This is a genomic window from Cupriavidus sp. OV096, from assembly GCF_900115455.1.
GTDB lineage: Bacteria > Pseudomonadota > Gammaproteobacteria > Burkholderiales > Burkholderiaceae > Cupriavidus.
Window position 1 is genome coordinate 629,542 of record NZ_FOWM01000002.1, and the last position, 13,220, is coordinate 642,761.

General features: G+C 68.7%; 12 protein-coding genes. 7 read left to right on the forward strand and 5 right to left on the reverse strand.

What is annotated here, in order from left to right:
• Window positions 1–57: 57 nt before the first annotated feature.
• A complete protein-coding gene (locus BM115_RS06940) occupies window positions 58–444 on the reverse strand; it encodes a hypothetical protein (protein WP_092291965.1) in 387 nt (128 codons plus the stop codon).
• A gap of 391 nt (window positions 445–835) precedes the next feature.
• On the opposite strand from BM115_RS06940, the gene BM115_RS06945 reads away from it, so the two are divergent.
• Window positions 836–2,443 (forward strand): DEAD/DEAH box helicase, encoded by a 1,608-nt coding sequence (locus BM115_RS06945; protein ID WP_092292153.1) that lies wholly within the window; start codon window positions 836–838, stop codon window positions 2,441–2,443.
• 14 nt (window positions 2,444–2,457) lie between these two features.
• A complete protein-coding gene (locus BM115_RS06950) occupies window positions 2,458–3,492 on the forward strand; it encodes a serine/threonine protein kinase (RefSeq protein WP_092291967.1) in 1,035 nt (344 codons plus the stop codon).
• A 9-nt stretch (window positions 3,493–3,501) separates the two neighbouring features.
• Here BM115_RS06950 and BM115_RS06955 read toward each other — a convergent pair whose 3' ends face one another.
• Window positions 3,502–3,942: a universal stress protein gene (locus BM115_RS06955; protein ID WP_092291969.1), complete on the reverse strand. Its 441-nt coding sequence runs from the start codon at window positions 3,940–3,942 to the stop codon at window positions 3,502–3,504.
• A 309-nt stretch (window positions 3,943–4,251) separates the two neighbouring features.
• On the opposite strand from BM115_RS06955, the gene BM115_RS06960 reads away from it, so the two are divergent.
• The 5 genes from BM115_RS06960 (at window position 4,252) to BM115_RS06980 (ending at window position 9,870) form a co-directional block, all read left to right on the forward strand.
• Window positions 4,252–4,869, forward strand: coding sequence for a response regulator transcription factor (locus BM115_RS06960; protein ID WP_092291971.1), 618 nt, complete (start codon window positions 4,252–4,254; stop codon window positions 4,867–4,869).
• A gap of 249 nt (window positions 4,870–5,118) precedes the next feature.
• The gene (locus BM115_RS06965; protein ID WP_092291973.1) at window positions 5,119–5,616 is read left to right on the forward strand and encodes a Csu type fimbrial protein; all 498 of its coding nucleotides are present in this window, start codon (window positions 5,119–5,121) and stop codon (window positions 5,614–5,616) included.
• Between the two features lie 61 nt (window positions 5,617–5,677).
• Window positions 5,678–6,385, forward strand: a complete 708-nt coding sequence (locus BM115_RS06970; RefSeq protein ID WP_092291975.1) for a fimbrial biogenesis chaperone — start codon at window positions 5,678–5,680, stop codon at window positions 6,383–6,385.
• An 18-nt stretch (window positions 6,386–6,403) separates the two neighbouring features.
• Complete coding sequence (locus tag BM115_RS06975; protein WP_143093863.1) at window positions 6,404–8,890, forward strand: fimbria/pilus outer membrane usher protein; 2,487 nt, start codon at window positions 6,404–6,406, stop codon at window positions 8,888–8,890.
• On the forward strand, window positions 8,887–9,870 hold the full coding sequence (locus BM115_RS06980) for a Csu type fimbrial protein (RefSeq protein ID WP_092291977.1): 984 nt from the start codon (window positions 8,887–8,889) through the stop codon (window positions 9,868–9,870). Before BM115_RS06975 ends, BM115_RS06980 begins: the two co-directional genes overlap by 4 nt.
• Window positions 9,871–9,883: 13 nt before the next feature.
• On the opposite strand, the gene creC is transcribed toward BM115_RS06980, so the two are convergent.
• The 3 genes from creC to BM115_RS06995 are packed head-to-tail and all read right to left on the reverse strand — an operon-like array spanning window position 9,884 to window position 13,213.
• Window positions 9,884–11,356, reverse strand: a complete 1,473-nt coding sequence (gene creC / locus BM115_RS06985; RefSeq protein ID WP_092291978.1) for a two-component system sensor histidine kinase CreC — start codon at window positions 11,354–11,356, stop codon at window positions 9,884–9,886.
• Between the two features lie 13 nt (window positions 11,357–11,369).
• Complete coding sequence (gene creB, locus BM115_RS06990) at window positions 11,370–12,056, reverse strand: two-component system response regulator CreB (RefSeq protein WP_092291979.1); 687 nt, start codon at window positions 12,054–12,056, stop codon at window positions 11,370–11,372.
• A 50-nt stretch (window positions 12,057–12,106) separates the two neighbouring features.
• Complete coding sequence (locus BM115_RS06995) at window positions 12,107–13,213, reverse strand: NAD(P)/FAD-dependent oxidoreductase (protein ID WP_092291980.1); 1,107 nt, start codon at window positions 13,211–13,213, stop codon at window positions 12,107–12,109.
• Window positions 13,214–13,220: the final 7 nt, after the last annotated feature.

A 13,220-nucleotide genomic window follows, 5' to 3' on the forward strand; every position in this document is an offset into this window, starting at 1 on the left:
TTCTGCTTCTGGGGACAACGCGGCCGGGGGCGGGCCGCCTGCTACGTGTTTTTCAACTTAATGCGAGGCCTTCCATTCCTTCACCTCGGCATCGGTCAGCACCCAGGCGGTCTGGAGCTGGCCGTAGAGGTCCAGCTTGTAGCGCACCGGGAGCTTCTTGCCGGCGATGACCACCGGGTTCAGCAGCTGCGTTTCCGTGCTGAAGACCCGCAGGCCGGGCGCCGTGGCCACCGTCTTGCTGTCGAGCTTGGCGGTCAGCGGCGTGGAGGCCGTGGGCATCGCCATCACCATGCGCGCCATCGGCGCATCGGCCGGAATCACGCGGACCGGGGTGCCGGCCACGGGCACGTCCTGGGCCAGCGCGGCCGCGCCGGGCAAGGCCAGGGCGGCGGCAACCACCGCCAGGAACACGGACTGACGCGTCAGGGAGAACCGCAAGGACATGATGACTCCGGCTTCGGGTGACTGGTGAGGGGAATGGCGCCGTCCGCGCGACATGCGCACGGGCCGGGCAACCCGGCATTCTACCCGCATCGCCCGCCTTGTACCCCCGTTGGGAGGGTGCCGGGCGCCTGATGTGGCGAGATCCGGACACCCCCGGCGGCCCGGGGCGGGGGGCGGCGGGGGTGGAGCCGGCGCCACCCCATCGCCGGCAGGGTATGGGGAGGGCGCCGGGCTGGTACACTACGGCCCTTCTCCCCACCGGAGGCGGGGGCAATCGGCCCGTCCCACCGGGACCTGACCCCCTTCGGGGTGCTTCAGGTTCGGTTTCCTACCCATGCCGCCCTGCGATTGGCGCAATCCCTTGCGTGACGGGCGGCTGAAGCGTCATTTCATGTCTTTTTCCGATCTAGGCTTGTCCGACAAGCTGGTGCGTGCCGTGGCCGAACAGGGCTACACCACGCCGACCCCGATTCAGGCGCAGGCTATCCCTGCCATTCTCAAAGGTGGCGACCTGCTCGCCGGCGCCCAGACCGGCACCGGCAAGACCGCGGGCTTCACGCTGCCCATGCTGCAGCTGCTGGGCGAATCCGCCGCCCACAATCCGGCCCCGCGCGGGGCACGCCAGCCAGTGCGCGCACTGGTGCTGACCCCCACGCGTGAGCTTGCCGCCCAGGTGGAGGAGAGCGTCCGCAACTATGGCAAATACCTGAAGCTGCGCTCGATGGTGATGTTCGGCGGCGTGGGCATCAACCCGCAGATCGAGGCCCTCAAGCGCGGCGTCGATATCGTCGTGGCCACGCCGGGCCGGCTGCTCGACCACGTGTCGCAGCGGACCATCGACCTCTCCCAGGTAGAACTGCTGGTGCTGGACGAAGCCGACCGCATGCTCGACATGGGCTTCATCCACGATATTCGCAAGATCCTGAATATCCTGCCGGCCAAGCGCCAGAACCTGCTGTTCTCGGCCACGTTCTCGGACGATATCCGCGCGCTGGCCGACCGCCTGCTGAACAACCCCGCCTCGATCGAAGTGGCTCGCCGCAACACCACGGCTGAAACCGTGGCGCAGCGCGCCTACCCGGTGGACCGCGAACGCAAGCGCGAACTGCTGGCCCACCTGGTGCGCGAGGAGGACTGGCACCAGGTGCTGGTCTTCACGCGTACCAAGCACGGCGCCAACCGGCTGGCCGAGCAGCTGACCAAGGACGGCCTGTCCGCGCTGGCGATCCACGGCAACAAGAGCCAGTCGGCGCGTACGCGCGCGCTGTCCGAGTTCAAGGCCGGCACGCTGCGGCTGCTGGTGGCGACTGACATCGCGGCGCGTGGCATCGACATCGACCAGTTGCCCCACGTGGTCAACTTCGACCTGCCGAACGTGCCCGAGGACTATGTGCACCGTATCGGCCGTACGGGCCGCGCCGGCGCCGAGGGCGAGGCGATCTCCCTGGTCTGCGTGGATGAGCACGGCCTGCTGCGCGATATCGAACGATTGATCAAGCGCCAGATCGAACAGACCGTCCTGCCGGGTTTCGAAGTGGACCCGAGCATCGTGGCCGAGCCGATCCAGAAGGGCCGCCAGCAACGTGGCGGCGGTGGTGGTGGCCAGGGCGCAGGCCGTGGCCAGCGCCCGCCGGCACAGGCCAAGCCCCGGGGCGAGGGCGGCGACCGCCGTCAGGAACGCGCCCCGAAGCCCGCCGCACCGCGCCCGGAAGGCCAGCGCCAGGACGCACCGCGCAACCGCCCGGCCCAGCCGGCGCGCGGCGCCAACGGGAACGGCAATGGCAACGGCAACGGTGCCAACGGCGGCAACCGCGGTGGCCGACAGGCTGCCGGCAACGGTGGTGGCAACGGTGGTAACGGTGGTAACGGCGGCGGCAATGGCCGCGGCGGCAACGGCAACAACGCCCCGCGCCCGGCGCAGGACGCTGCCGGCGCGCCGCCCGCGCGCAACCGTCGTCCGGCGTCGCAGGCAGCGCTGCTCGGCGGCCGCAAGCCCTGAGCGGCACGCGCCCCATGACAGCGCCCGTCGACGAGGATGTGCCCTATGCCGGCCTGACGCCGGAGTGCATCCTCGACGCCCTGGAAGCCGCCGGCTTCCAGCCGGACGGGCGCCTGCTGGCGCTCAACAGCTACGAGAACCGCGTCTGGCAGATCGGCATCGAGGATGCCGCGCCGGTCATCGCCAAGTTCTACCGGCCGGGCCGCTGGACTGACGCCGCCATCCTCGAGGAACACGCGTTCGTCCAGCAACTGGCCGATGCCGAGATCCCGGCGGTGCCGGCGCTGTCTGCCTCGCTCGGCGGACAGCCGCCCGCCACGCTGCTCGTACACGACGATTTCCGATTTTCCGTTTTCCCGCGCTGCGGCGGCCGCGAGCCGGCGCTCGATCGCGCCGAGACGCTCACGTGGCTGGGCCGCTTTATCGGGCGCATCCACGCGGTGGGCGCGTCGGCGCCGTACCAGGCCCGTCCCACGCTCGACGTGGAGACCTTCGGCGTGGTCCCGCGCGACTACCTGCTCGCCCACGACTGCATTCCCGCCGACCTGCTCGCGCCGTGGCGCGCCGCCGTGGACCTGGCCCTGGACGCCGTGCGTCGCTGCTACGACCGCGCCGGCGATATCCGCCTGCTGCGGCTGCATGGCGACTGCCATCGTGGCAATGTGTTGTGGATCGATCCGGAAGACGCCCGCGGACGCGGCGCGCCGGGCCCGCATTTCGTCGATTTCGACGACAGCCGCATGGGGCCGGCGGTGCAGGACCTGTGGATGCTGCTCGAAGGCGACCGCGCGGCGATGCAGGGCCAGCTGGCCGACATCGTGGCCGGCTACGAGGATTTTGCTGAATTCGAGACGCGCGAGCTATGGCTGGTGGAGGCGCTGCGCACGCTGCGCCTGCTGCACTACAGCGCCTGGCTGGCCGCGCGCTGGCGCGATCCCGCTTTCCCGGCCGCGTTCCCGTGGTTCGGCACGGCGCGCTACTGGCAGGACCGCATCCTCGAATTGCGCGAGCAGATCGCGCTGATGGACGAACCCCCGCTCTGGGGGTAGGCCAGCCGATCAGGCGGGGCGACGATCGCCCTTGACCATCATCACCGGGCAGTCGGCCTGCGCCAGCACGCGGCCCGCCACGGAACCAATCACCGCATCGAAGAACGACCCCCGGCCATGGGTGCCCATGACGATGGCATCGGCATGGACCGCCCTGGCGTGCGCCAGGATCTTGTCCGGCGCGAAGCCGCGCAGCGGGTGGCGCTCGAACGGCACGCCGGCATCGCCAAGGATCTTGCAGACGGAGGCCATGGCCTTCTCGCTTTCATCGTGGTGCCAGGCGTCGATGGTGTCCTTGTTGACGAACGCGCGCACCTGACCCGTGACTTCGGGCGAGACGTGCACCACGTGCACGGTATAGCCCGGTTGCAGCAGCCGTCCGGTGGCCAGGAAGTGCGCGGCGGCATCGCTGAAGTTCGATCCATCGGTGGCAAGGATGATTTGGGGCATGGCGGCGATCTCCGGTTGTGGCATGACACAGGTGTCACGCATCCTCATCAGATTGGCAGATGTGCGGGGCTCGCCTTTCAACTTAGGTCAAATTCAGACGAAATTTTCAGGATTTCACGATTGTCATGTCCGTCGCGATGTGATTTGCCGATGTCATCCGCGCGCCCCGGGCGGACACAAATCCGCAGGAGCTGAAATTTCCGCATCGATACACGGAAGTTTCGCAGTGTCATTGCCGACGTTTCCGCATCCTGCACGGAAACGGACGGCCTATGCTCGGGCATCACTCAACTGTAGGAGCCCGAGCCCATGCCCACCGCCCTTGTCGTGGATGATCACCCCGCGATCCGGCTTGCCGTCAGAAGCCGCCTCACCGAGGACCTCGATTTCGACACCGTGACGGAAGTCACCAACGGCGCGGACGCGCTGCGCGTGCTGCGCGACGCCATCGCCGACCTGATCGTCGTGGACCTGAGCCTGCCCGGCGTGCCGGGCGAGGCCCTGCTGGCCGAACTCGTGTCGCGCCATCCCGCCACCCGGGTGCTGGTGCTGTCCGCGATGACCGGCGCCGGCGAGCGCGCCATCCATGGCGGCGCCCATGGCTATGTCGACAAGGGCGACGGCCTGCACGCACTCACGCCGGCCCTGCGCGCCGTCATGCAGGGCTTCGCGGTGTTTCCCACGCACCTGCTGCCCACGCTGCGGCGCCTCTCGGCCGTGGCCGGCGACCCCGCGCGCATTTTGAGCCGGCGCGAACTGACGGTATTGCGCATGCTGGCCTCGGGCCATACCAATAAGGCGATATCCGAATTACTGGAAATCAGCAATAAAACCGTCAGCTCGCACAAGGCAAATATCATGAGCAAATTGAAATTCAAATCGCTGATTGAACTGGCAGAGTTTGCGCGACGACATCACTTGCTGTAAGTCCCGACGTGATGGGGGCGCTCCGTGATGAATCTTTCTTGAGTCTCGCGACGCACGATTGACTTCGATTTATCCGGCATCTATATCAGCAGTGCGCGGAAATATCTTTTTGCTGTTTCTCACCGCGAGCGTTGGAAACCGATTTATCAGTGAATGCCGATTCAGCGATTTCCAAGTAAATCCGGCGAGATTCCCGCGCAATTCAACGACCTGCAATGCGAACCCGATAGATCCGGACAAGGAGATGTCATGCCTGCTCGTCTTTCACGTGTCATGGCCATCGCGGCCGTGCTGTCACTGCCGGTGCCACAGCTGGCAGGGGCGGCCACCAAGACCGGCACGTTCCTCGTGAGCGCCGTGGTGGTCAGCGATTGCGACATCCGTAGCACGCCGAACCTCGCCTTTGGCGAAGTGGGCGCGATCAGCCAGCCGGTGGATGTGACCACCGTCATCATCGTGGCGTGCACGACCGGCACCGCCTACACGATCGCGCTGAACGCCGGTGACGGCACCGGTTCCACGGTGCCGGACCGGCGCATGAGCAACGGCACGAATTCGCTGAAATACCAGTTGTACAGCGACACCGCCCGCACGGCGGTCTGGGGCCAGACGGTCGGCACGGACACCGTCGGCGCCACCGGCAACGGCAATGACCAGGAGCGGACGATCTACGGCCGCATGCCACCCCAGACCATGCCGGCGGCGGGCACCTACCAGTCGCTGGTGACCGTCACTGTCCAGTATTGAGCCGCGCGCCTAACGGCACCTGCCGCGCCATCTCCACCCGACCCCCTGTCGGAGACACAACATGACAAGAACACTCCTGGCGACTTTTGCGCTCCTGCTGGCGATGCCCTTTGCGAACGCGGCGACGATTCACGTCAAGCCGACCATGACGCTGATTCCACCCGGCCAGTCCGCCGCCGTCATCACGCTGACCAATCAGGGCGATACGCCGCTCAACGCGCAGGTGCGATTGTTCGGCTGGGACCAGGTGGGGGGCGAGGACGCGCTGTCGCCCACCAACCGGCTCGTCGCCAGCCCGCCGATGCTGACGCTGGCGCCGCGCCAGACGCAATCGATCCGGCTCGTGCGCACGGAGAAGTCGCCGGCCACGCAGGTCGAGGCGTACCGAGTGCTGGTGGACGAGGTCCTGGACAGCAGCCAGCCCCGGCCGACCGGCGTGACGCTGCAGATGCGCTACTCGCTGCCGGTGTTCGTGCTGCCGCGCGAGAAGCTCAAGCCCGCGCAGGTCACGGTGACGGCCTCCGCCGACGGCAATCTGGTGAAGCTCGGCGCCGTGAACCGTGGCGAAAGCCACGCGCAGGCCACCGACGTCTCGTTGGTATACCGTGGCGGCGGCACCAGCCCCGTGGTGCCCGGCCTGCTCGGCTACGTGCTGCCAGGCAAGTCGATCGAATGGAGGCTGCCACTGCCCGCCGATGCCGCGGCCAAGGGCCGGCCCACGCGCGTCAAGATGATGATCAACGGCCGCGAGATGCTGGTCGACCTCTGATGCCGACCGTGCCCGCCCATGTCAAAACCGCCCCGTGGAGGTGCCGCCGCCCGCGCACCCCGCAAGCTGGCGCTCGCGCTGCTCTGCGGCGTTGCGATGGACCTGATGGCCGGCGCGCATGCGTGGTCGCAACCGGTGCCGGAGGCCGATGACGGTGCCTCCACCGCCTTCTACCTGCAGGCGGCTGTCAACGGTGTCGAAAAGGAGCTGATCGTTCGCGTCGACCGGCGGGCCGGTGTGCTGTACATGGCCGCCGGCGAGTTGGAGGAACTCGGCGTCCGCGTCGACGACCTGCCGTTCGGCCCAGACCAGCAGATCGCCCTGGACGCCGTGCCTGGCCTCGGCTACGACTACGACGCCGCCGCCCAGCGCATCGCGCTGCGCGTGCCCGAGGGGCTGCTCAGGGCCCAGCGGCTCGGCGCCGAGCCGCCCGTGCTGCCGCCGGTGCAGTCCGGCACCGGCCTGGTGGTGAACTACGCGTTCAATCTCCAGACCACACGGCTCTCGCTGGACGAGCAGCGCGCGGCGCAGCGCAAGCCCAGCCCGCTGCAGGGCTCGGGCACGCACGGCCCGCAGCCGCTGCTCGGGGAGCAGGCCTTCGCCGACAGCTACGACCGCCTGAACCGGACCTTGTCCCTGTCGAGCGAGCTGCGCTTCTACGCGCCGTTCGGCGTGTTCCAGAACTCGGGCGTCACCACGCTGCACGAGGGCCAGACCGAGTACCTGCGCCAGGACACCTACTGGACCTACGAGGACCCCCGCCGGCTGATGAGCTACACGATTGGCGATTTCGTCTCCGCCGCCTTGCCGTGGTCGCGGTCGGTGCGCATGGGCGGGATCAGCGTGGCGCACAACTTCAACACCCGCCCGGACCTCGTGACCTACCCGGTGCCGTCGCTGGGCGGCAGCGCGGTGGTCCCGACCACGGTGGACCTCTATCTCAACGGCTTGCGCCAGTTCTCGGCGCAGTCGTCGGGCGGCCCCTTCGTGATCGCCACGCCGCCGGCCCTGACTGGCGCGGGCACCGCCACGCTGGTCTACCGCGACCAGCTGGGGCGCGAGGTGATCGTCAACCGGCCGCTGTATGTCGATTCGCGGCTGCTCGCGAAGGGGTTGTCGGAGTACGCGGTGCAGGCCGGCTACGCGCGGCGCAACTATGGCAGCTTGTCCTTCGACTACGCCGGCTCGCCCACCGCCACGGCCTCGGGACGCTATGGCGTGACCGACGCCGTGACCGTGGAAGCGCATGCGGAGGCCGCCAGCGGCCTGCGCAACGCCGGCATCGGCGGGCTGGTGCAGCTCGGGTACTTCGGTGTGGCGAACGCGGCCATCTCCGGCAGTACAGGCGATGCCAGCGGCATGCAGTTCAGCGGCGGCTACCAGTACATCTCGCGCGCGTTCAGCTTCACGGTGCAGGGCATCCACGCGGCGAACCAGTATCGCGATCTCGGCACGCTCGAGGGCGTGCCCGTGCCGGAGAATCAGCTGTACATCACGCTCAGCGTGCCGCTGACGGCGCGCCAGACGCTGTCGGTCAGCTACTCGCGCCAGGACGCGTCGTTCCTCGGCGGCTCGCGCATCGTGTCGGTCGGCTATACGGCGGCCATCGGCTCGCGTTTCAACATCTTCGCCAACGTGTTCAAGGACTACGACCAGCAGCAGACCGTCGGCGCCTTCATCGGCGTGACCATTTCACTCGGCAACAGCGTGAGTGTCGGCACGAATGCCAGTTCGTACGATGGCCGCAAGAGTGTCTCGGTGTCGGCCAACCGGCCCGTCGACTACGACAAGGGCGGTTTCGGCTGGAACGTGCAGGCCGACGCCGGCAGCGAAAGCTATCGCCGTGGCCTGGGCCGGGTGGACTATCGCGGCCGCTATGGCGACGTGACGGCGCAGGCCGAGCACATCAACTCGGGCAGCATCGAGTCGAACCATGTCTCGCTCTACGGGGCGGGGTCGCTGGTGGTGGCGGATGGCGCGCTGCTGGCCGGACGGTCGATCTACGACGCCTTCGCCGTGGTGTCGACCGACGGCCTGCCCGATGTGCCGGTCCTGCGCGAGAACCGGCTGGTCGGCAAGACCAATGCCGGCGGCCGCCTGCTCGTGCCCGACCTGCTGCCGTACGACGGCAACCGGATCGCCATCAGCACCCTTGGACTGCCGGCCGAGGCCAGCGTGACGACGGACCGCCAGGTCGTGGTGCCGCCCACGCGTGCCGGCGTGACAGTGCGCTTCCCGGTCACGCGCTACGAGGGCGCTACCGTGCTGCTGGTCGATGGTCAGGGCCAGCCGCTGCCGGTGGGGGCGCATGTCGTGCTGGAAGGGAGCGATGCCACGGCCGTGGTCGGCTACGACGGCGCCGTGTTCCTCCCCGCGCTGCAGCCGGACAACCGGGTGACAGTGACCTTTGGCGACAGGACCTGCACGGCGCAGGTGCCCTATGCCCCGCGCGATGTGATGACCACCATCGGCCCCTTCCCCTGCGTCCTCCGGGAGCGCCCATGAACACCGGCCTGGTTCGCCGTCTGGTCCGCCACCTGCTGGCCTGCGGGCTGTTCATCTGGCTGGGGTGGGCGGGCAGCGCGTACGCCATCGACTGCACCGTCACGATGAGCGATATCGAGTTTGGCGATGTCAACGTGCTGACCACCACGCCGGTCAGTGTCAACGGCGAGGTGAAAGTCGAATGCACCGACATGACGACCAAGTTCGCCCGTGTCTGCCTGAGTTTCGGCTCGCCGGGCGGCGGTACGGTGGCGAATCGGACCATGACCGGCGCGACCTCGACGCCGCTGGCGTACAACCTCTACCAGAACGCGTCGCACACCACCCCGTGGGGCTCCGTGTACTTCACGCCGCCGCAGTCCCGGTCGGTGACGCTGCAGGCCGATTCATTCGGCATGGCCACCGCCACGGTGATGTACTACGGCTACATGCTGCTGCCGCAGGCGACGGTGCCGGCCGGCAGCTATACCGCGATCTACACCACCGCGGACACGAACATGAACGTGCAAGGCTATGTGTCCACGCCACCGGCCTGCTCGACGAGCATGCCGCAAGGCACGTCCTGGACTTTCACCGTCCGCGCGACGGTGGTGTCGGACTGCAACATCACGGCGACCAATATCGATTTTGGGCAGATCGGCCTGATCAGCGGGCCCGTGTCGGCCAACGGCAACATCAGCGTGACGTGCACGGCGGGCACGGCCTATTCGCTCACGCTCAACAACGGCACGGGCGCAGGGGCCACCCCAACCGCGCGCAAGATGACACGCGATGGCGGCACGGAGACCCTGACGTATGGCTTGTATGTCGATGCCACGCACAACATCGCATGGGGAGATGGTACCGGTGGTGCGACCGTCCTGATGGGTACGGGCAATGGCTTGACCAACCAAAACACGGTCTACGGCCAGGTGCCACCGCAGGCCGGAGCAGCGCCGGGCCTCTATCGCGACACGATCATCGTCACGATTACGTACTAGTTCACGTACTCGCTCACATGCCAGAGGCGGGCAGCGACAGCGTCGCGACGGCGCCACCGCCGGGGCGGTTCTCCACGGCGATGTGGCCATGGTGCAGCGCCGCCACCTCGCGCACGAGGCACAGCCCGAGGCCGGTGCTCTTGTCCCGCCCATTGGGGCGCGGCAGCGAATAGAAGCGCTCGAACAGCCGCCCCTGCGCATAGGCGGGGATGCCCGGGCCATCGTCGGTAATGCGGATGTCGATCATCCCGGCCGCGCCGGGCAGGACGGCGATGTCCACCGTGCCGTGCGCCGGCGAGAAGTCGAGCGCATTGTCGAGCAGGTTGGCCAGCGCCTGATGCAGCAGGAACGGGTCGCCGCTGACCACGGGCGCCCCGAATCCTTCCGGCCGCGGCTGGCGGTGCAGCGTGACGCCGCGCTGGCGCGCACGCGGCTCGCACGCCTCCACGATCGCCTCCAGCAGCGGCAGCAGCGCCACCGGCTCGCTGGCATCGAGCTGCTGCTTCTGCTCCACCGCCGCCAGCATCAGCAGCTTGCCGATCATCAGTTCGAGCCGCCGGGTCTGGCCCTGGATATTGGCGGCGAAGCGGCGCCGGTCGTCAGCAGGCATCTCCTCCTGCAACAGTTCCGCCGCCCCGCCGATGGCCGCCAGCGGGCTTTTCATCTCGTGGGTCAGCGTGTGGATGTAGTGCTCGACGTACTGCTTGTCCTCCAGCCGCAGCCGCATCGTCTCCACGGCGCGGCCCAGCTCCGCCAGTTCGCCGGCGCCGCGCAGCGGCATCTCCGCGCGCTCGCCGGCGGCCACCGCGCGGGCGTAGCGTTGCAGCCGGCGCAGCCCGTGCACCAGCCACAGCGTGCACGCCAGCCCGATCACGAAGGCGCAGCCCATCAGCAGCAACCCGTGGAGCAGGATTTTCTGTCGGCTGCGGTCGATGAACGGCGCCATCACGCGATTCGGCTTGGAGACGGTCAGCACGCCGATGATCGGACCGCCATGGGGCGTACCGCCCGCGTCATCGGCCCGGATCGGCGCCGCGACGTGCATCACGGTACTGTCCTCGTCGTCCGGGTCGGTGCGCGTGCTGCGGGCGCCGTACTTGCCCTGCAGGGTGCGCGCCACATCGTTCCAGCGGGAGTGGTCGGCGCCCGCGGCGGTGCCGGCGGAGTCGAAGCGCACGATGCCCCGGCTGTCGGTGATGGTCACCCGATAGTGGATGGTGTCCTTGTGCACGCCCCAGATCGTCGCGTCTACCGGCACGCTGGCCAGCGTGGCCACGCGCCGCGCGAACGCGCCATCGCCGATGTGGCCCTGCTGCATGTCGTCGGCGGCCAACAGGGCCAGCACCTGGGCGGTGTCGGCCAGCGTGTCCTCCATCGCCTGGCGCGCGCCCGGCTTCACCTCCTGCACGAACACCCGCAGCGTGAGGAACGCGGCCAGCCCGACGATCAGGAAGAAGCCGAAGAAGATGCGGAGTCCGATATGCATGCCGGCCGGGCGCTCAGGGATCGAGCGAGTAGCCCATGCCGCGATGGGTGCGGATGGCGTCGAACGTGGCATCCACCGCGCGCAGCTTGGCGCGCACGGTCTTGATATGGGTGTCGACGGTGCGGTCGATGGTGTCGGCGGCGTCGTGCCAGACCATGTCCATCAGCTGGGCGCGCGAGTAGATGCGCCCCGGCTGCGCCACCAGCAGCGCCAGCAGCCGGTACTCGTAGCGCGTGAGGGCCAGCCACTGGCCGTGGAAGGCGATGCGCGCGCCGGCGGCATCGTGGGTGAACCGGGCGGGTTCGGGCGCCGTGGGGGGTGCTCCGGCGCGACCGCCGGCACGGCGCAGGATCACCCGCACCCGGGCCGCCAGTTCGCGCGGCGAGAAGGGCTTGACCACGTAGTCGTCCGCGCCAATCTCCAGCCCGACGATGCGGTCGATCTCCTCGTGCCGCGCCGTCAGAAAGATCACTGGCACGTCAGAGAACGTGCGCAGCGTCCGGCAGACCTCGAAGCCGCTCATGTCCGGCAAGCCCACGTCCAGGATCACAAGGTCGGCCGGTGCCGCGCGCAGCCGCTGGAGGGCATCGCCGCCCAGCACGAGGTGCTCGGCCTGCATGCCGTCGGTGCGCAGTGCATAGAGGATGGTGTCGGCGATGGCGGCTTCGTCTTCCACCACGACGACGGTCGGCGGGTTCATTGGTTCCGGGGGCTCTGGGATGCTGGAATGCAGGGATTGGCGCGATCTTATCAGGCGTGCACCCCACGCCGATGGAAGTAGACCCGCTCGGCGGCCAGCCGCAGCGGCGCGGAATGGAGCAGCACCTCGAACGGCCAGTCGAATTGCAGGCGGTCGAACACCCAGCGCAGCGCGCGCTTGGTCAGGAAGCGTGGCGCGCTGGCCGCCGCCACCCGCTCCGGCGCCGGCCCGCCGTGGAGCAGGTGGGCGGCCATGGCCTCGCCGATGGTCTCGCCGTGGCGCCATGCCGAATGGATTCCGCCTGCCGTCACCGGCGAGACCACCCCGGCTGCATCCCCGGTCAGCATTACCCCGGGTCCGGCGATGGGCGCGACCGGCCCGCCGCACGGAATCAGCCCAGCCCGCGTGGCGCCGGGCATGGCGTCGTCCGGAATTTGCAGCAGATGGCGCACGCGCTGCAGAAAGCCGTCGATGTCAGGCGCACGCGGGCGGCGCGGCGTCTGGCGCAGGGCCAGCCCGGCTTGCACGCCGGTCGGGTTCTGCGTCACCCAGCCGATATAGCCCGGCGCAAAGCGCTTGCTGACGAAGCAGTGGAGGGCGCCCGGCTCGGGCAGCGTCATGCCGGGAAACTCGTACTCGACGCCATAGAGGAAGTCGTGCACGCGCCCCAGCCCGGCCGTGATCGCCACGCGCGAGCGCACCCCGTCCGCGCCGACTAGGTAGCGCGTGCGGCCCACCCCGGGCACGCGCCAGCCGCCCTCGCAGGGCTGGGCGCCCGTGAACGCGGTGCCGAGGCGCAGGTCCACGCCATGGCTCACCAGTTCAGCGGCCAGCCAGCGCATCAGGCGCGGGGTATCGGTCGTCAGGAAGTAGTAGCCGGGGGCGCGCAGCGCCAGGTTGCGCAGGCTGGGCGCGTAGAGCCGCACCTGTTCCACGCGGTGCAGGCAGTCTGCCGGCGCGTGGCGCAGCCAGGTCTGCTCGGCGGCCTCCTTGACGATGATGCCGGTGGTGTGGAGTTTTTCGCCCGGATCGACCTTGCGCTCCAGCACCACCACGCGCAGGCCGGCCCGCGCCGCCGCCAGCGCACAGGCCGCGCCCGCGAAGCTGGCCCCCACGATCACCACGTCCGCATCGAAATTCGCACCGGCTGCCGTCATGTCACTG